This is a genomic window from Streptomyces sp. NPDC097617 (assembly GCF_044761485.1).
Taxonomy (GTDB): domain Bacteria; phylum Actinomycetota; class Actinomycetes; order Streptomycetales; family Streptomycetaceae; genus Streptomyces.
In genome coordinates this window covers 16,614-35,098 of the sequence record NZ_JBIWCL010000004.1, presented here as the reverse complement: position 1 = coordinate 35,098, position 18,485 = coordinate 16,614, and the positions used below count along the sequence as shown (strand labels likewise).

The 18,485-nt window shown below is 69.2% G+C and carries 13 protein-coding genes and 2 pseudogenes; 6 read left to right on the top strand and 9 right to left on the bottom strand.

The genetic code is table 11. The features are described 5' to 3' along the window. Nucleotides 1-128: 128 nt before the first annotated feature. The 5 genes from ACIQZO_RS08815 to kdpF form a co-directional block, all read right to left on the bottom strand. Nucleotides 129-635, bottom strand: coding sequence for a hypothetical protein (locus ACIQZO_RS08815; protein ID WP_403622239.1), 507 nt, complete (start codon nt 633-635; stop codon nt 129-131). A gap of 111 nt (nt 636-746) precedes the next feature. Further along, a complete protein-coding gene (locus tag ACIQZO_RS08810) occupies nt 747-992 on the bottom strand; it encodes a hypothetical protein (protein WP_403622236.1) in 246 nt (81 codons plus the stop codon). A 150-nt stretch (nt 993-1,142) separates the two neighbouring features. Beyond that, nucleotides 1,143-3,056: an NAD-binding protein gene (locus ACIQZO_RS08805; protein ID WP_403622233.1), complete on the bottom strand. Its 1,914-nt coding sequence runs from the start codon at nt 3,054-3,056 to the stop codon at nt 1,143-1,145. 7 nt (nt 3,057-3,063) lie between these two features. Beyond that, nucleotides 3,064-5,619, bottom strand: a complete 2,556-nt coding sequence (locus ACIQZO_RS08800) for an ATP-binding protein (RefSeq protein WP_403622230.1) — start codon at nt 5,617-5,619, stop codon at nt 3,064-3,066. Nucleotide 5,620: 1 nt separating this feature from the next. Further along, on the bottom strand, nt 5,621-5,710 hold the full coding sequence (kdpF, locus tag ACIQZO_RS08795; RefSeq protein WP_403622228.1) for a K(+)-transporting ATPase subunit F: 90 nt from the start codon (nt 5,708-5,710) through the stop codon (nt 5,621-5,623). 212 nt (nt 5,711-5,922) lie between these two features. On the opposite strand from kdpF, the pseudogene ACIQZO_RS08790 reads away from it, so the two are divergent. The 6 genes and pseudogenes from ACIQZO_RS08790 (at nt 5,923) to ACIQZO_RS08765 (ending at nt 13,575) form a co-directional block, all read left to right on the top strand. After that, a pseudogene (locus tag ACIQZO_RS08790) lies at nt 5,923-7,484 on the top strand (Na+/H+ antiporter). 348 nt (nt 7,485-7,832) lie between these two features. After that, the gene (locus ACIQZO_RS08785; protein WP_403622225.1) at nt 7,833-8,519 is read left to right on the top strand and encodes a response regulator; all 687 of its coding nucleotides are present in this window, start codon (nt 7,833-7,835) and stop codon (nt 8,517-8,519) included. 87 nt (nt 8,520-8,606) lie between these two features. Next, nucleotides 8,607-9,047 carry a hypothetical protein gene (locus ACIQZO_RS08780; protein ID WP_403622222.1) on the top strand — a complete coding sequence of 147 codons (441 nt, stop codon included), beginning with the start codon at nt 8,607-8,609 and terminating at the stop codon, nt 9,045-9,047. A 10-nt stretch (nt 9,048-9,057) separates the two neighbouring features. Then, a complete protein-coding gene (locus tag ACIQZO_RS08775) occupies nt 9,058-11,334 on the top strand; it encodes a hypothetical protein (RefSeq protein WP_403622219.1) in 2,277 nt (758 codons plus the stop codon). 304 nt (nt 11,335-11,638) lie between these two features. Beyond that, nucleotides 11,639-12,349, top strand: a complete 711-nt coding sequence (locus ACIQZO_RS08770) for a hypothetical protein (RefSeq protein ID WP_403622216.1) — start codon at nt 11,639-11,641, stop codon at nt 12,347-12,349. Between the two features lie 236 nt (nt 12,350-12,585). Next, nucleotides 12,586-13,575: a hypothetical protein gene (locus ACIQZO_RS08765; RefSeq protein ID WP_403622213.1), complete on the top strand. Its 990-nt coding sequence runs from the start codon at nt 12,586-12,588 to the stop codon at nt 13,573-13,575. A gap of 223 nt (nt 13,576-13,798) precedes the next feature. Here ACIQZO_RS08765 and ACIQZO_RS08760 read toward each other — a convergent pair. The 4 genes and pseudogenes from ACIQZO_RS08760 to ACIQZO_RS08745 all read right to left on the bottom strand — a co-directional run. Further along, nucleotides 13,799-14,233: pseudogene (locus tag ACIQZO_RS08760) on the bottom strand (short-chain dehydrogenase); the annotation flags it as partial. A 114-nt stretch (nt 14,234-14,347) separates the two neighbouring features. Then, the gene (locus tag ACIQZO_RS08755; protein ID WP_403622210.1) at nt 14,348-16,891 is read right to left on the bottom strand and encodes an ATP-binding protein; all 2,544 of its coding nucleotides are present in this window, start codon (nt 16,889-16,891) and stop codon (nt 14,348-14,350) included. Between the two features lie 36 nt (nt 16,892-16,927). Next, on the bottom strand, nt 16,928-17,617 hold the full coding sequence (locus ACIQZO_RS08750) for a response regulator (RefSeq protein WP_403622207.1): 690 nt from the start codon (nt 17,615-17,617) through the stop codon (nt 16,928-16,930). A gap of 148 nt (nt 17,618-17,765) precedes the next feature. Then, nucleotides 17,766-18,482, bottom strand: coding sequence for a potassium-transporting ATPase subunit C (locus ACIQZO_RS08745; protein ID WP_403622204.1), 717 nt, complete (start codon nt 18,480-18,482; stop codon nt 17,766-17,768). Nucleotides 18,483-18,485 lie beyond the last annotated feature (3 nt).

The window sequence follows — 18,485 nt, the reverse complement described above, 5'->3', positions numbered from 1 at the left end:
GGCCGCCTCGTTGGGTACGCCGGCGGGATCCCAGGCGGCCTGCCTCGGGCTGCCGCCGCTGGGGTGTACCAGGATCCTGGTCCGGCCCGTCGCCGCATGCGCGCCGAGGGACGGCAGCTCCGAGCCGGTCACTCCAGGCCGGAGGCTTTGAAGACCGCGTGGACCGTCTCGCGGTCGATGCGTTCCGACAGCTCGCGCAGCGCGGTCGTACCGCTCAGCAGGGTGCCGCGCTGGATCGACGTGCGGGCGTCCACGTCGAGCCGGTGCCACATCAGGGGGTTCCGGACCAGGACGGTCGGGTCGATCTCGACCTGGCAGCCCTCGGTGTCCCGGAGGATCATCCGCTGTGCCACCCCGTCGTACCACCGGACCGAGACGAGGGCGTCGGTGCGGACGGTGTCCTTCACGAGCAGCCCGCGGGTACTGAGACGGCCGGGCCGTACCGAGATCCGGGGCGGCAGCAGGATCACGAAGAGCAGTCCGGCCAGGCCGGTCCAGAAGACGCCGCGGGTCACGTCGAGTTCGCCGAGCCCCGCGTCCATGCTGAGCAAGGCCGTGAACAGGAGGAACGCGACACCGATCGCCGAGCGTCGTTCACCGGCCCATTGGGTGTCCTGTGTGAAACGTCGTTCCATGAGGGTGACGTTAGGGCGGGCTGAAGCCTCGTTGTGGGACGCTGACACACTGCTGATGTGATGGCTACGGGATCTTGACGGGGTTCTCCCTCGATGGGAACCCCGTCGTGTTCAGCGGCCTTGCGGGCTGCTCGAAGGTGGAGGCCAGGAGTAGTCGTACGCCGGTGGGCTCCACGGCTTGGGGTCGGGGGCCGGCTTGAACGGACCGGCCCGGTTGGCCATGAGGATCAGCATGGTTGCGCCGAAGACCAGAGTGATGACGATGAGGGCGAGACCGATGGGGTTGCGGGGGTTGTATTCGTAGCGGTTGGTTCCCCACTTGCTCCGCTTGAATACCGGTTCGTCGTCGCGATTCACAGGCTGCGTCCTGGGGTGGAGGTTCGTGGGAGCCCGCTCTGCCTCAGAGGGCTGGTCCCTATGGTCAGGGCAGCGGCTGCCCTGAGCTCCGCCCATTTCTCATCGAATGACATAAGACCCCATGGGGAAAGTGGTTTTCCGCGCACGAGCTCAATTTCCCGGGTGAGGCAGGCGGACTGTCGAGCGGGGCTGGACGCCAGCCATCAGAACGTCGGGACCGCGGCGAGTGGTGACCAGAACCACACGGTCCTCATGGCGCAGGACCCGTCCGTGGGGTGGGCGCCAGTCGAAGGCGGGTGGCTCCGTGCGGAATCCGCCGAGGGTGTCCGTCGACGAGGTGGAACGCCGGCTGGTGGCCGGCCCGACCGCGAGCACGCGCCACTCGTGTTCCTTGAACGCCTCGTGTATCGAGTGCCCTTCCAGTTCCGGGTGACCGCCGACGTCCACGACCGTGAAGAGCAGTGACCCACGTTCCACCGGCATGACGCCCAGCACGTGGCGGCCCATCATCGCGGCGGCGAAGGAAGGTGCCGTGAGTGCCGAGACACTGCGGCTGCGCGTGAGGGCGTCCGGGTAGCAGGCCCGCATGGTGCGGGAGACGGTCGCGGCGAAGTCGTCGTCGTACACCCGCATGACCGCGCGCACGTGCGGGTTGATCTCGCGTGCGGCCATCACGATGTCGAGGTTCTCCCCGTCGTCGTGGGTGAGGACGAGCAGCGACTTTCCGGTGCTGATGTGGGCGCGATCGAGGACGCCGGGAGCGGCGGCGTCCTCGAGGAGCAGGTGCACGCCGAGCTCTCGGGCGAGCGCGATCCCTCGGGCCTGTGGGTCCCGCTCGATGACCACGACGTCGTGGTCTGTGGTGCACAGCTGCGCGAGGACGCGGGTGCCGATCCTGCCGAGGCCGATCAGGACGATGTGGCCCTGCAGGCCGGGATCCGGTGCGTGGTTGGCCGAGGCGGTGCGGAAGGCCAGGGTGGCGTTCATGGCGGCGGCCACGACCAGCGGAAGTACGGCCAGGCCGACGAAGCCCGCGATGAGCTGGAGGACCTGGCGGCCCGTGGATTCCTCGGTCGCCGGATCGCCCATGGTGAAGATGTCCAGCAGGGGCAGGTAGATCGCCTTCCACAGCGGTCCGTCCTCCACGAGGGCCGTGGCCGAGGCCAGGAGCACCACGGCCACCCCGAGTACGCCGAAGACCGCGGTCACCTCGCGGGAGACGAAGATCCTCCAGGGAAGGTGGCCGAGCCGGTCCCGCAACCACGCCCGGTAGCCGCGGCGCCGGGACGACGGTTCCGGTGGGTGGTGGTGGGTCACCTCTTCGAGCATGAGCCGGCCGTGCGTGAACTGCCGGTGGTACGTGGTCGCCGTGTCCGGCAGCAGCTGGGTGCCGCTGGCGCCGCGGGTTTCCGCGCTGTCCTCGTTCAGGGGATCGTCCATGTGTGTACCGGAAAGGACGGCCAGTGTGGCCAGGTCGGTCGTCTGGGGTGGTGTTCCGGCGGGGCGTACGACGCCGCGGAACACCTTGCCCTCGATCTGGAGGGTGTGCCCTGTTCCGACCGCCGCCGCGGCCACGAGTTCGGGCACGGCGGTGTCGGCGTCGGAGAGGATCGTCGTGGACGCGTCGTCGTGACCGGTGTGTGCCTCTGCGGCCCGGTCGAGAAGCAGCTCCAGGTGGCGGCCCCGGTCCCGGTTGAACATGCGGATGACCAGGCGCACGGACGGGTTGATGCTGCGGGCGAGCAGGGAAGCGGTCATGTTGGTCTGGTCGTCGCCGTACGTGAGCGCGAGCGCCGCGGCATGTTCCACGCCCGCGGCGCGCAGGATCCGCTCGTCGGGCCGTTCGGCGACGAGCAGCTCGACGGGGGAGCGCGGATCGCGGTGCAGGGCGAGGACCTCGGCGCCGTGCCCGTCGCGTCGCGAAGGCAGCACGACGGTGACGGCTTCGCTGCTTACGGCGTCGAGTTCCTGTGCCAGACGGTGTATGAGTCCGTCGTTGCCGCAGATGACCAGGTGCTGGGAGCGCTGCCCGAGTCCTGCTCGGAGGTGGAGGGTTGAGGGCATCGCCAGGTCAGAGCCGTCCTGCGGATGCATCGGTGGCGACGGGCAGGGCCAGGACCATGGTCAGGCCCCCGCCGGGCGTGTCCTCGGGGGTGAGGGTGCCGTCCATCGCCTCGGTGAGTCCGCGGGCCAGAGCGAGGCCGAGGCCGAGTCCGGTGGTGTTGTCGTGGTCGCCGAGGCGCTGGAAGGGTTCGAAGATGCGCTCGCGGTCGTCGGTGTCGATCCCGGGGCCCCGGTCGGCGATCCTGATCTCGACCCTCCCGGCCAGTGTGCTGGCCGTGACCAGCACGGGGCGGTCGGCGGGTGCGTGGCGGACCGCGTTGCCGACGAGGTTGGCGAGTACGCGTTCGAGCAGGGGCGGATCGGCCAGCAGCGCCGGGACCGCCTCCAGGTTCTGCACGTCGACGGCAGGCCGGTCCTCCGGTACCAGGCCCAGGGAGTCCAGCGCGGCCGGCAGGACTTCCTCAAGGGCGGTGGCCCGCAGGGCCAGCGGCAGGGCGCCGGCCTGCAGGCGGCTGAGATCGAGCAGGTTCTCGACGAGGCGGTTGAGCCGATGCAGGGACACCTCGGCGGAAGCCAGCAGTTCCGCCCGGTCCTCGGCGGAGAAGTCGACGTCGGGCGAACGCAGTGAGCTGACGGCGGCCAGTGCTCCGGACAGCGGTGTCCGCAGGTCGTGGCCGACGGCCCGGAGCAGGGCGGTGCGCAGGCGGTCGGCGGCCTTGATCGGCTCGACCTCGGCGGCGGCCTCGGCCAGGCGGGCCCGTTCGACGGTCGCGCCGACGTGTGCGGCGAAGGCGGCCAGTACGCGGCGTTCGGAGGAGGGCAGCGTACGGCCGCGCAGGACGAGGAAGGCACCGGGCCCGGCCGCCACCACCAGGGCGGGATCCGGCGAGCCGTCGGTGCCGGGGGCTTCCGGGGCCAGTTCGACCAGTTCGACCGCGTCCATGCCGAAGGTCTCCCGAGTGCGTTCCAGCAGCGCCGGAATGGTCTGGTCGCCGCGGACGATGCTTCCGGCGAGGGAGGACATGGTCTCCGCCTCGGCCGTGGCGCGCGCGGAACGTCGGGAGAGCCGCAAGGACCTGTCGGCTGCGGCGGCCACGGTGGCGGCCACACCGGCGAAGACCACGAGGGCCAGCACGCTGTCCGGGTCGCTCATGGTGAACTCGCCGATGGGCGGCATGAACCAGTAGTTGAGGAGCAGGGCCGCGGTCAGCGCTGCGAGCAGTGCGGAGGTCACCCCGCCGATGCATGCCACGGCCACGACGGTCACCAGGAACAGCAGTGCCTCGCTGGTGAGGTTCAACGTGCCGCGTATGCGGTCGAGGACGAGCGTGAGCAGTAAGGGGAGCACCAGCGCGGCCACGGGGCCGGCGATGAGCCGGGAGGTGGGGAGCGTGCGGCGGCGCGACGGCAGGAGGCGGCCGTGACCCGCGCGCTCGTGCGTGACCATGTGGACGTCGATGTCCTCGGACAGCGCCACCACCGTCTCCCCGATTCCTCGACCGGTGAGGAAACGTTCCAGCCGACGTCGGCGGCTCGTGCCGAGGACGAGCTGCGTGGCGTTCTCTGCCATCGCGAAGTCCACCAGCGAGGTGGGTACTTCGTCCCCGACGACCGAGTGGTAGCTGCCGCCCAGGCTCTCGACGAGGGCCCGCTGCCCGGCCAGTGCCGCGTGGGAGACGCCGACGGCGAGCCCGTCGCTCCGTGCGACGTGTACGGCAAGCACTTCGCCGCCCGCCGACCGGCCGGCGATGCGCGCCGCGCGACGGATCAGGGTCTCGCCCTCGGGGCCGCCGGTGAGGGCGACCACGACGCGTTCACGGGTCTCCCAGACGGTCCCGATGCCATGTTCGGTGCGGTACTTGTGGAGGGCTTCGTCCACGCGGCCGGCCAGCCACAGCAGGGCCAGTTCCCGCAGTGCGATGAGATTGCCGGGACGGAAGTAGTTGGCGAGGGAGGCGTCGATCCGTTCCGGGGGGTAGATGTTGCCGTGCGACATCCGGCGCCTGAGCCCCTCGGGAGGTATGTCGACCAGCTCGATCTCGTGGGCGCGGCGCACGAACTCGTCCGGAACGGTCTCGCGTTGCGGCACACCGGTGATCTTCTCGACGACGTCGCTCAGCGACTCCAGGTGCTGGATGTTGAGGGTCGTGACGACGTCGATCCCGGCGGCGAGGATCTCCTCGACGTCCTGCCAGCGCTTCGCGTGCCGGTCACCCCCGGGCGCGTTGGAGTGGGCGAGTTCGTCGATCAGCACCACCTGCGGCCGCCTGGTGAGCAGTGCCTGCCGGTCCAACTCCGGGTACCGGAGGCCCCGGTACTCGCAATCGGCAGGTGGAAGGCGTTCGAGGCCGCGGAGCTTCGCCTCCGTGTGCCGGCGCCGGTGGCACTCCACGAAGCCGGCCACCACGTCGGCGCCGCGGGCCACCCGGCGGTGCGCCTCGTCGAGCATCGAAAAGGTCTTGCCGACCCCGGGAGCAGCGCCGAGGAAGACCTTGAGCCTTCCGGGCGGCACGACCGGCCGTCCCGGGGCCGTCGCCGGGCTCGCCTCGTCCGTGGTCGTCATGTCAGAACTTCTCGGGGAAGAACAACGCCAGGACCAGATACCCGACGATGCTGACCGCGACGATGATGCCTACGACATTCTCCGTGCTCAACCGAACCCGACTCCTCGATGCGCCCTCAACTTCACCAGCGAACAGCAGCGGGGCCGTGAACGAAACGGCCCTTACGTACTCCTGACGCCACTCGGCCAGGACTTTGACGGCGTGTTGACGCCCGCTCCACCGATAGGGTGAAGGTGGTGTGCCGGGAAGCCTGGTCGGCGTCGTGGGACCGCACGGTCCGCGTCGATTCGGGTGGGGGCGGAATGCACAGCGTCGGTACGGTCTTGATCCTCGTGGTGCTGGCCACACTGGTGGCCACGGGTGCCCGCCGCTGGCGCATCCCCGCACCGTCGCTGCTCGTTGTCGCGGGCATCGTCGTCGCTCTGATGTCCGGGGCTCCCGAGATCCACGTCAGTCCCGAGGTCATCGACCTCGTCGTCCTGCCGCCCCTGCTGTACGCCGGCGCCGAGGAACTGCCTTGGCGCGAACTGCGCCTGGTGTGGGCGCCGGTGAGCGTGCTCGCGGTGGGACTGGTACTGGCCTCGGCGGCCGCGGTCGGCGCGGTCGCCTCGCTGCTCACTCCGCTGTCCTGGCAGATGGCGCTGGTCCTGGGCGCCGTCCTCGCCAGTACGGACCCGGTGGCCGTCACGGCCCTGGGCCGGCGCCTCGCCCTGCCGCCCCGGGTCCAGGTCCTCGTGCAGGCCGAGACCTTTTCAACGACGCCACCTCCCTCGTCCTCTTGCGGGTCGCGGTCGTCGTCGCCACGGCCTCCGCCGGTCTCTCCTGGCAGGCGGCGGGCGCCGAGTTCGCTCTGCTCGCCGGTGGCGGCGTCCTGATCGGGGCAGCGGTCGCGGGGGTGGCGACGCTGATCCGCCGCAGGACCGAGGACCCCGTACTGGAGACCGTCGTCACCCTGGTGACCCCGTACGCCGCGTACGTCCTGGCCGAGGCGGTGCACGCGTCGGGCGTGACCTCCGTCGTCGTGGCGGGCGTGGTGATCGGGGGCCGGGCGGACCGGTTGACCAATGCCCGGATACGGCTCCAGCTGCACGCTGTCAACGGGACGGTGGTCTTCGTACTGGAGAGCGTCGTCTTCAGCCTGATCGGTCTCACCCTCCCGGCACAGGTCGCGGCCCTGACGGCCGGCGACCGGGCCTGGCCCCTGTACGCACTGGCCGTCGCCGTGACGCTGATCGCCGTGCGCCTGCTGCGGGTGCTTCCGCTTTCGGCCGTCGTTCAGCGCAACGCCGGTGCCCGCCCGTCCTGGCGGGTCCCGGCCGTACTGACGTGGGCGGGCACGCGCGGGGTCGTCCCGCTGGCCGCGGCGCTCTCCCTTCCGGTCGCGGCGGACGACGCCGGGCTGCTGGGCCAGCGCCCGTTCGTTCTCGTACTGACCACCTCGGTCGTGGTGTTCACCCTGGTCGCCCAGGGCTTCACCCTGGGCGGCGTGGTCCGCCGCTCCGGCATCGCCCTCGAACCCGACCACACCGAACCCGAGGAGGCCTCCGCCCGGTGCAGCCTCGCCGTCGCCGGAATCCGGAGACTGGACGAGATGGCCGACGTCGAAGCCGTCCCCGACGTGGTGGCGGACCGGCTGCGGCGCAGCCTCCAGGCCCGCCTCGAACACGCCCGCGACCGCCTGGAGGAGGCCGACCCGGCCGAATCCGCCGACCACGTCTACCGGCTGCTGCGCCGAGACCTCATCCAGGTGGAGACTGCCGAACTCCGTCGGCTCTACGACGAACAGCACATCAGCGACACCACCCGCCGAAGGCTCCAGCGCTCCCTGGACCTTGAGGAGGCTCGGCTCGACCTGGCCGGCTGAGGCAGTCGGGCGCAGAGACGGTGTCGCGCGGCCTCGGACGGAGAGGTGTGTCGCTGCACCCGGCGCGCCTCTGACCAGGGCGGATGGGGGGCCATCCGTGCCTCCTGTCAGTGGCGCGTCAAGAAGGATCGGTGTGCCGTCAAAGAGGCGTCAAGGTAGTGAGCCAGCGCCGTGTGGCGACCGCAGAATGGCCGACAGGGGGAGTGGCCGATCCCCGTGATGAGAGGTTGGCGAGGGTGTGACGATCACCGCCGAGGCCGCGGCGGTCCGGACTGCGGGGGATGGGACTTGTCGCGGGACTCATCACGAGGCGGCCCGTACGGCGACAGAGAGGAAGGCGGTAGGCCGATGACCCGGGTGCTGGTGGTGGACGACGAACCGCAGCTGGTGCGGGCGATGGTCATCAGTTTGAGGGCGCGCACGTACGAGGTGGATTCCGCGCCCGACGGGGGCACCGCCCTGCAGGCCGCCGCGGACCGCCGTCCGGACGTGGTACTGCTCGACCTCGGGCTGCCCGACATGGACGGCGTGGACGTGATCAAGCGGCTGCGTGCGCAGTCACAGGTGCCCATCCTGGTGGTCTCGGCCCGCCACTATTCCGGCGAGAAGGTCCAGGCCCTGGACGCCGGCGCCGACGACTACATCACCAAGCCCTTCAGCATGAACGAGCTGCTGGCCCGGCTCGGAGCCGTCACACGCCGAACCCTGGCGCAGAGTGCGGTCGCGCAGTGCGACACGCTCGTCGAGACGGAGGGGTTCACCGTCGACCTCCTCGCGAAGAAGGCCAGGCGTGGTGGAGTGAACATCAGGCTCACACCGACGGAGTGGCACCTGCTGGAAGTCCTGATCCGCAACCGCGGCCGACTCGTCGGACAACGACAGCTGCTGCAGGAGGTGTGGGGCTCCTCCTACGAGACGCAGACCAACTACCTGCGGGTTTACATGGCTCACCTCAGACGGAAGCTCGAACTGGACCCGTCCCGGCCGCGCCATCTGATCACCGTATCCGGCATGGGCTACCGCTTCGACGCGTGAGGGATTCCGACCGGTGGTCCAGCGTCCGGACAGGGTCAGCAATTTCCATGTTTTTGATCACAAGAAGGCCAAGAGGGAGGACGGGACATGTCGGGGGAGTTCGACAGTGAGTGGGGTGCGTTACGCGCCCGCGCTGCCGATCAGCAAGTGGACATGCGGTTGAACGGCACAGGTGGTCCAGCAGGACCGCTGGCACCTGGGGGATCGGGAACCTTCGGGTCCACACCGGCCGAGAAGACGGCGGCGGCGAACACGATCGAGACCGAGCTTCAGCCGGACACCAAGACGGCCACGGAGCACGCGGACGAGGCCACCAATACCGCTGTGAAGGGCTTCGACGGCTGGGACACCGCCCCCGGTCTGAAGAAGGTCGCGGACACGTGGGACAAACAGGTCAAGGTTCTGATGGGCCGTCTCGGGTCCGAGAAGATCGCCCTGCGCGGTGCCTCGGGCCTGTTCGTGCGCAACGACAGCGGCCTGGGTGACCAGTTCCGGCCGATCGGTCAGTCGAAGCTCAGCGGGATCTAGGGGGAAACAGGTGCTGACGTACTACGAGGTGATGACCACGGACCTGGGCCTGCTGACGACGGCGGCCGACAAGTGGGAGTCCATGGGCGGCGAGTTGAAGAAGGTCGAAACCCGCTACGGCGACAGCGTCCAGAAGATCACCATGGGGCAGAACTGGACCGGGATCAGTGTCGGCGTGGCCCATACGAGCTTCGCGGCCACCCGCTACGAGTATTCCGCCGCGCACATCCAGGCCAAGGCCGTTGCAAGCCTCCTGCGCGACGCGCACAGCCAGTTCACCGAGCTCAAGAAAAGGGTCGAGAGCGCGCGGGACGATGCGATCAAGGCCGACATGACCGTCTCGGAAGAAGGAATCGTTGCGTACGACTACGCGAAGCTCACCCCGCAGGAACGCAGCGCGATCCACCACGACCCGGATGGCGAGACCACCATCCGCACTGCGGTCGCCAAGTGGCAGCAGCACATCAACGACTGTGTGAAGGCCGTCTCCGAGGCCGACCACGGTGTGAAGATCGCCCTTGAAGCCGTGGTCGTCGACAGCAACAAGGACGCCCTGGGCACGGGCAACGACGAGACCCTCGACGGCTTCAACGCCGGTGCACAGGGTGACATCGAGGTCTACGAAGCCCGCAACGCCGAGGACATCGCCACCCGCATCAACAGCGGCGAGAAGGTCTCGGAAACCGACTATGCGGAGCTGGACCGCTCCTTCCGTGACAATGCCAAGCGGCCCGAGTTCAACCAGACCTTCCTCAACGGCATGGGTGCGGAGAACACCCTGAAGTTCACCAACACACTGAGCGACCACGCGTACGGCGACGACAAGGGCCACAAGCAGCGATACCTGGACCTCCAGAGAGGTCTGGCCGGCTCCCTCTCGAACGCCATGCAGGACCCTAAGTCCGCGTTCTACAAGGACTTCCGGGAACAGCTGAAGACGGCAGGCGTCGAGAAGTTCGACCTCAAGGAAGCAGCAGAGCGGCCGAACACCATCAGCCGCGGTCACGGTCAGCAGGTCCGCGGTTACCAGAGCCTGATCACTCTCATGCAGAGCGGTGACGGCTACTCTGCCCCGTTCATGCACGACCTCGCCGACGACATCCGCTCCGCGGAGGACAAGAAGCGCGGTGGCGACCCGAACATCTGGGACCTGCAGGGCGACTTCAGCGGCAAGGACGGGGGATGGTTCGCCAACGACCCGCTCGACGGGCTCCTCGGCATCATGTCCAAGGACCCCGCCGCCGCCACCTCCTACCTGGACCCGGGAGCCGACCACAAGAACGACAACCTCCAGTACTTGCTGGGGGACCGGGACTGGAAGTTCGACGACACGCCGGTCTGGCGCGGCAACATCGAAACCCATAGCGACTCGGAGAGCGAGGGCAAGGACGCCCGTACCGGTTTGGGCCTCCTCCTTGAATCGTCGGCGACCGGGCACGTGCCGCTCGGCCCGAACCAGGACCCCTGGCCCGCGACCCCTCACACCGAGAACCAGGCGCGGATCATGCACGACGTCATCGGTCAGCTCGGACCGGGCCAGAGCGTGCACGAGAACATGCGCGAGCCCCTCGCCCGCGCTCTGGGCTCGTATACCGCGGACACCCACGAGATCCTGGGAGGCTTGGACTCCAAGTACATTTCCGCGGCCGGCACCGGGTACTTCCAGGATGGCGGAAACACCCACATGGCCGTGTCCCAGAAAGACCTCGTGCAATTCATGCGGGGCCTCTCGGAGGACCCGGAGGCCTACGGCACGCTCCACAAGGCGGAGTCCCGGTACATCGACCTCTCACTGGAACAGATCCCCAAGGGAGCACAAGGTTCCGAGCTGTCCAACCCGATCAACAAGGCGGGCACGGCTCTGGGTGTGATGAGCTCCATCAGGGAAGACGTGATCAACGACGGCCGGATGGCCGGCTACAGCGAGGCGGACTGGAAGGCGAAGCTCGCCTACCACGTCATCGGCGGTGCGGTGACGCCCATGTACTTCACCACAGCCGGCGGCGTTTCCCTCGCCTTCGGTGACTCGATCCAACGGGGCGTCGACACGTGGGCCTGGGAGTGGGGCAACCGGATGAAGGGGGAGATCGACGCCAAGGTGAACCCGCAAATCGCGGACGAATACCTCTCGGTCAACACGCAGGTGCCGATCCTGATCCGTGAGTGGGCCAACGACCGGGCGGACACCTCCGAGAGCGACATCCAGGACTACACCCGCGATGTACTCGAAGGACGGGTCCGGGGTACCGAAACGGCACACAAGTACCTGACCGACACCACCAACTGATCAGGCAGCGAAGAATGGAAGTGGGACAGCCGTGACGGGGAGCACAAGGCGCCGAGCCTTGCCGGTGAAGACATGGGCCGCTGCCGGGGTATGCCTGGCACTCCTCGGCGGACTCGCCGGCTGGCTCCTCGTCGGAAGAGAGGCGGCCGCGCCCTGCAACGGACTACCCGAGGACACGAAGGTACGCCAGTCTGTGGGCGCTGGCCTCCAACCGGGCATGAGCTGCGCCTCAGTAGGCGAAGCCATCGTGAAGGCGACCGCGGGGAGCGGGCCTGCCCAGCACACCCAGGCACAGGCGCAGGCGATGAAGGACGTACTGTACGCCCTCGGGTTCGGGCAGCCGAAGGAGCTCACCCTCGACCCAGCGCTCCGCTCACCGTTGGCCACAGCTCTGGCCAACTACGGGCCCGATCTCCACGCGATGCTCGCAGGCCTCGACAGCCAGTACGTTCTCAAAGCGGGCCGCGACACTCCGCCCTGGGAATCCGGCGGCACCTACCACCTGTCGGTGTACACAAACGTCCTCAGGGAAACCGTGCGCGCGGTTGCCCAGGACCCGCACGCCTACGCCCTGCTGCGCATGACGGAGACCCGGACGGCGGCCGAGCGGCTCGCCGCTGTCCCCGCCGACGCCACCGGGCACGAGTTCACCGTCCCACCGACGGCGAACGCGCGCGCGTTCGGCATCCTGGACGGCATAGCCAACGCGGTCACCCATGGCCGGGACAAGGAGCACGCCCAGAAGTGGCGCCGAGCCGTCCTGGACCAGCTACTGAACGATACGGCCACGCCGAATACCTACGAAGACGATCCGGCCGCCTACCTCACCGCCACGTGGCTCAAGGACCTCAAGAACTCACCGGAGGAGGACCGCCCGGACCGCCTGCGCACTCAGGGAATCGACATGGCCCGCACCTGGACGCGGGAACGGAACACGGAGGAGCAGACTCGGCAGAGCCTGCTGGCCGACGTGGACGGGAGCCAGCTCAGCGCCTATGGCGAGATCAAGCCCTGAACCCCAACCGGGCCGCTGGGGCCAGATGCCGTTGCTCTGACGACGTGGCGCCAGGCCTTACCCTGCTCGACTTGCCGCGGCCCGTGGTATCGACACCGCCGGCGAGCGGCCTCGCGACCGGGCGGGGAGCCAACGGGTCGGTGCCCCACGAACACGCTGGGGGCGAGGCCAAGCAGAGTTACCTCACCGGACGCGAGGACGCCTACGCCGCCCTCCGCACAAGGAAGTAGCGCACGATGACCACATCCCCGCAGAGGGCAACCACGTTCCCGCGCAGGACGCTTGCCGCCGCCGTCACCGCCGTCACCGCCGTGGCCGTCCTGGGCGGTCTGCATCTGTGGCTGAACACCAACACGTTCGGCGACTCCGCCCTCTGCGGGGGTGCGGTGTCGGCCCAGGACGCCGAAGCCGTACTCACGGGCGCGGGCAGGATCTCCGCCCGCCCGGGTCCGCGGAGCGGTGCGGACGACGGCAAGACCCGGTTCGACTGTGTCATCGAGCGCAGCGCGGCGGCGTTGCCGGGCTCTGACACCGAGCGCCTGCACATCCAGGGAACCGGCGAACGCGGCGACTTCGCATTCACCGGCGGACGCCGGCCCGATGCGTCAACGGTGTCGTTCTTTCCGGGGGGCGGCGCTGCGCCCGGCCGTGCCTGGGTCCAGCTCCCGGCGGGCTGTACGGACAGCCAGGCGGGTCCGGTGGAGGCGTACGCCCCGGAGGCCGCGGACTCCGAAAGGCTGGTACGGCTACTGACCGGCACTGTGAACCGGATCAGCGCCCGGGCGGGCTGCACCCCGCCCGCCCCGCTGCTGGCCCCCGATCGCATCGCCCCGGCGGCGGAGCAGCGCCCGGCCACCGCAGGCAGCGTGTGCGGCTTGCCCGGCTTCATGCTTCCTGCCGTCCTGAGGGAAACCGTCCAGGACTCCGGTGCCACCTGGAGCTGCGGAACGGCAACCGCCGAGGGTGCGAAACAGACTTACGCCACCTTCTCCGCGACCCAGGACCCCGCCGTCATCTCAGGAATACGCAAGTCGAAGGGATTCACGGGGCAGGGCTTCGACGCCACCCACACCGTCTCGGCCTGTTCAGGCAAGCCCACGTACTTCGCCATGGAGACCGGCTCATCGTACAGCGAATCCATCGGCGCCGGCGCACCTGCTCCCCAGGACCTGTTCGCCGCCTTCACTCATGCGGCCGCAGTCAAGTTCGGCTGCGCCACATCGTAGTGACCCGCAGACAGCAGGGTTGTCCCCCTGAGGGCCGACGGGGATATCGACGTCATGGGGACACCCCGAGCACGCTGCATCGAGGCGGGGCGGCCCTGTCATGAGGGCCGCCCCGTCGGGTGTGTGGAGGGCTACTGGCCGGGCTTGCGGCCGTGGTTGGAGCCCCTCTTGCGGCGGGCCCTCTTCTTGCGTGCGCGCTTCGACATGGAGGCGGTGGTTCCCTTCAGGCGGTGTGGCCGACGAGGAGGTCGGCGAGTTTGTTGAGGCGCTTGATGGTGCGGTCCTCGGTGGCGGCGGCGGCCGGGGCCATGCGCTCGGAGCGGTCGTAGTAGGCGCCGTTGACGATCTCGGTGGCCGGGTCGCAGAGCCGTACGACGTGGCCCGCGCCCTCGGCGGCGGACCCGCCCTCGTGTGCGTAGAGGGGGAGCAGGCCGGTCTGGCAGATGCCGGGGTGGACGGAGACGGCGGTGACCCGCGGGTCGGACGCGAAGACGGTCAGCGCCAGTTGCGACTGCGCGTAGGCGGCGAGCCTCGAGTAGTGGCGCTCCCGGTTCGGGTCGCTCCACTGGATCGCGCCGGTGCGGTGGAGGGAGGAGGACATGTTGACGACGCGCCCGCCGGGCTCGGTGGTGAGTGCCGGCTCCAGGAGGGGGGCGAGGCGAGAGCGTGCCTGGTCGACCGTCGCGCAACACATGAGCCGTCCGGCTTTCCGGTGTGGGGATACCGGGGGCCGGACGGCTCGCGTGGTTCTGGGCGGAGCGTCGGTGAGGGTTCAGGTTACGGCTGAGGTCGGCAACTCCGCGGAGACCGGTGGAGTGCCGCCTGCCATGGGGAGGGTGAGGACCATCGTGAGGCCGCCGCCGGGGGTGTCCTCGGCGGTGAGGGTGCCGCCGATGGCCTCAGTAAAACCGCGGGCGACCGCGAGGCCGAGCCCGACTCCGGCGCCGCGCGGGGCGTCCCCGTGGCGCTGGAAGGGTTCGAAGATGCGGTCCTTGGCCTCGTCCGGAACGCCGGGTCCGCGGTCGACGACCCGGAGCTCGACGCGGTTGGCCAGGGCACTGGCGGACACGTTGACGGGCTGCCCGTCGGGGCTGTACTTGACGGCGTTCTCGACGATGTTGGCGACCGCACGCTCCAGCAGACCGCGGTCGACGGCGATCATCGGGAGCGTTTCGGGGATGTCGAGGTCGACGCTGTCTTCCGGTACGCCGCCCAGAGCCATCGGGACGACCTCGTCGAGGTCGGTCTCGCGGATCAGGGGGACGACGGTGCCGGTGTTGAGGCGCGACATGTCGAGGAGGTTCCCGATCAGGGCGGCGAGCCGGTCAGCGCCATCCTCGATGCCCTCCAGGAGGTCGGCCTTGTCCTCCTCGGACCATTCGACGTCGTCAGAGCGCAGGGAGCTGACCGACGCCTTGATTCCGGCGAGCGGGGTGCGCAGGTCGTGGCTGACGGCGGCGAGCAGTGCGGTGCGGATGCGGTTGGCCTCCGCGAGTTCGCGGGCCTTGCCGGCTTCGTCGACGAGGCGCTGGCGGTCGAGTACGACGGCTGCCTGTGCGGCGAATGCGCCGAGCACCCGGCGGTCCTCGGCGGGGAGGACCCGGCCGGTGAGAGCGAGGGCCATGTTCTCACCTATGGGCAGGTCGACGTCGGCGTCCTCGGGGCGGGCCACAGGGCTGGTGCCGACGGATGCGGCCGTGGTCCAGGGGTCAACTTCGCTGGTGCGTTCGAGCAGGACGACGGACTGCATGGCGAAGGTCTCGCGGAGGCGTTCGAGGAGGGCGTCGAGGGAGTTCTCGCCGCGCAGGACGCTTCCGGCGAGGAAGGAGAGGATCTCGGACTCGGCGCGCAGGCGTGCGGCCTGGTGGGTGCGTCGGGCGGCCAGGTCGACGACGGAGGCCACCGAGACGGCCACGCCGACGAAGATCGCGATGGCGACGATGTTCTTGGGGTCGGAGATGGTGAGCTCGTGCAGCGGCGGGGTGAAGTAGTAGTTCAAGAGCAGCGAGCCGAAGGCCGCCGAAGCGAGGGCGGGCAGCAGCCCACCCAAGAGCGCTGCCGCCACCGTGAAAGTCAGGAACAGCAGCATGTCGTTGGCGAGGCCGAGGTCCGGCACGACCTGACTCAGCAGGACCGTGAGCAGTGCCGGGCCGGCGATGCCGGTGACCCAGCCCCAGATGCTGCGGGACCGGCCGAGCCGCGCGCCGCGGGCGACGGGCAGGCCCCGACCCTTGGCTGCCTCGTCGTGGGTGACGATGTGCACGTCGAGGTCGGGCCCGGACTCGCGGGCGACAGTGGCGCTGACGCCAGGGCTGAAGACGGACTGCCAGGACCGGCGGCGGCTGACACCGAGGACGATCTGGGTGGCGTTGACCCCGCGCGCGAACTCCAGCAGCGCGTCGGGGATGCTGTCGCCTATGACGTGGTGGAAGGTGCCGCCGAGGTCCTCGACCAGGGTCCGCTGGACGGCGAGTTCCTTGGGGGAGGCGGAGGTGAGGCCGTCACTCGCCGCGATGTAGACGGCCAGGACCTCGCCGCCCGCTCCCTTCTCGGCGAGGCGGGCGGCGCGGCGGATGAGCGTACGCCCTTCGGGGCCGCCGGTGAGCCCGACGACGATGCGTTCGCGGGCCTGCCAGGTGGTGCGGATGTTGTGCTCGCCGCGGTACTCCTGGAGGTATTCGTCGACCCGGTCGGCGACCCAGAGCAGTGCGAGCTCGCGCAGGGCGGTGAGGTTGCCGGGTCGGAAGTAGTTCGAGAGGGCCGCGTCGACCTTGTCGGGCTTGTAGACGTTGCCGTGGGCCATGCGGCGGCGCAGGGCCTGGGGCGACATGTCGACGAGCTCGATCTGGTCGGCCCGCCGGGCTACCTCGTCGGGGACGGTCTCGCGCTGGCGCACCCCCGTGATCGTCTCGACCACATCCCCGAGGGATTCAAGGTGCTGGATGTTGACCGTGGAGACGACGTCGATGCCGGCCTGGAGGAGTTCCTCGACGTCCTGCCAGCGCTTGGCGTTGCGCGAGCCCGGCACGTTGGTGTGCGCGAGCTCGTCGACGAGCGCGACGGCAGGTCGGCGCGCGAGGATCGCGTCGACGTCCATCTCGGTGAACGTGGTGTCGCGGTATTCCAGCTCGCGCCGCTGGATGAGTTCGAGGCCGTGCAGCATGACCTCGGTGCGCGGGCGGTTGTGGTGTTCGACGAAGCCGACGACGCAGTCGGTGCCCCGCTCGATCCGGCGGTGCGCCTCGGAGAGCATCGCGTACGTCTTGCCGACGCCCGGTGCCGCGCCGAGGTAGATGCGGAGCTTGCCGCGTCCCATGTTCCGACTCTTCTTCTCTGGTGGTGATCGGGGTGATCAGGGCTCGAAGCGGTATCCCATGCCCGGCTCGGTGATCAAGTACCGGGGGTGCGAGGGATCCGCTTCCAGTTTGCGCCGGAGCTGGGCCATGTATACACGCAGGTAGTTCGTGTTCTCCCCGTAAGTCGGCCCCCAGACCTCCAGGAGCAGCTGACTCTGGGTGATCAGGCGGCCGGGGTGGGTGAGGAGGATCTCCAGCAGGTGCCATTCGGTCGGCGTCAGCCGCACGGTGCGCTCGCCGCGCCGTACCTTCTTTGCGACGAGGTCCACGGTGAACTCATCAGTCGTGATCAGAGTGACCTTGTCGGGTTGGGGGGTCGCCGGCGCTTCGTGCCTGCGGCTGGCCGCGCGCAGGCGTGCCAGGAGCTCGTCCATGCTGAACGGTTTGGTCACGTAGTCGTCCGCGCCGGCGTCCAGGGCCCGGATCTTGTCCTCCGAGGTGTGCCGGGCCGACAGGACCAGGATGGGGACCAAACTCCAGCCGCGGACGCTCTTGATGACCTCGATGCCGTCCATGTCCGGCAGGCCGAGGTCCAGGACGATGACGTCCGGCTTCTGCGCGGCCGCGAGTCTGAGGGCCGAGCTGCCGTCGCCGGCCTCCGTGACCTCGAACTTGCGCGCCTGGAGATTGATCTTCAGTGCGCGGACGAGCTGGGGATCGTCCTCCACCACCAGCACCCGGGTCATGGGCGTGCAGCCTTTCCTTCGTTGCGGGCACGGATAAGAAGCCGGCGGGGCGCTGAGGCCCCCAGCCTCTGGCCGGGGGCACCCCCGGCCAGAGGCAGCTGGAGGAGTTTCGCACCCCGCCGGCTCTCAGGTCGTGCGATGTGGAGCATCAGCTCTTGGTCAGTGCCTTGAGCGCGATGTTGAGCTTGAGGACGTTGACGCGGGGCTCGCCCATGAAGCCCAGGGTGCGTCCCTCGGTGTTCTGCTCGACCAGCTGCTCGACCTGCTTGACGTCGAGCTTGTTCTGCTCGGCGACGCGGTGGACCTGGAGCTTGGCGTAGGCGGGGGAGATGTTCGGGTCGAGGCCGGAGCCGGAGGAGGTGACGGCGTCGGCCGGTACGTCCTCGGGCTTGACCTGGTAGCCGTTGGTGGAGTTGTCGGTGATGACGGCTTCCTTGGCGGTGATGACCTGGGCGCAGAGGGTGCCTTCCTCGGCGTCCTTGGTGCACCGGCCGTTCACGGCGCCGTTGTCGGCGGAGCGGTTGGTGGCGCCGGAGAGGATCAGGGAGTACTGGGTGTTGACGCTGTTGGAGCCGAGGCCGTTGGAGGGGCGCGGCTGGAACCACTTGAGGTCCGGTTTCGCGGCCTCTTCGGCGTCGTTCGGGTCGTTCTTCGGCAGGTTGTAGGTCTGCCCGATGAGGGAGGAGCCGACGACCTGGCCGCTCTTGTCCTTGATCTCGGAGCCGTTGGCCTTGTCGTTGAAGAGGGCTTGGGCGATCCCGGTGACGGCGAGCGGGTAGAGGACGCCGCAGATCACGGTCAGGACCAGCAGGGCCCGGAGGCCCGCACCGAGCAGACGCACGGTGCTGGATACGGAAGAGTTCATTGC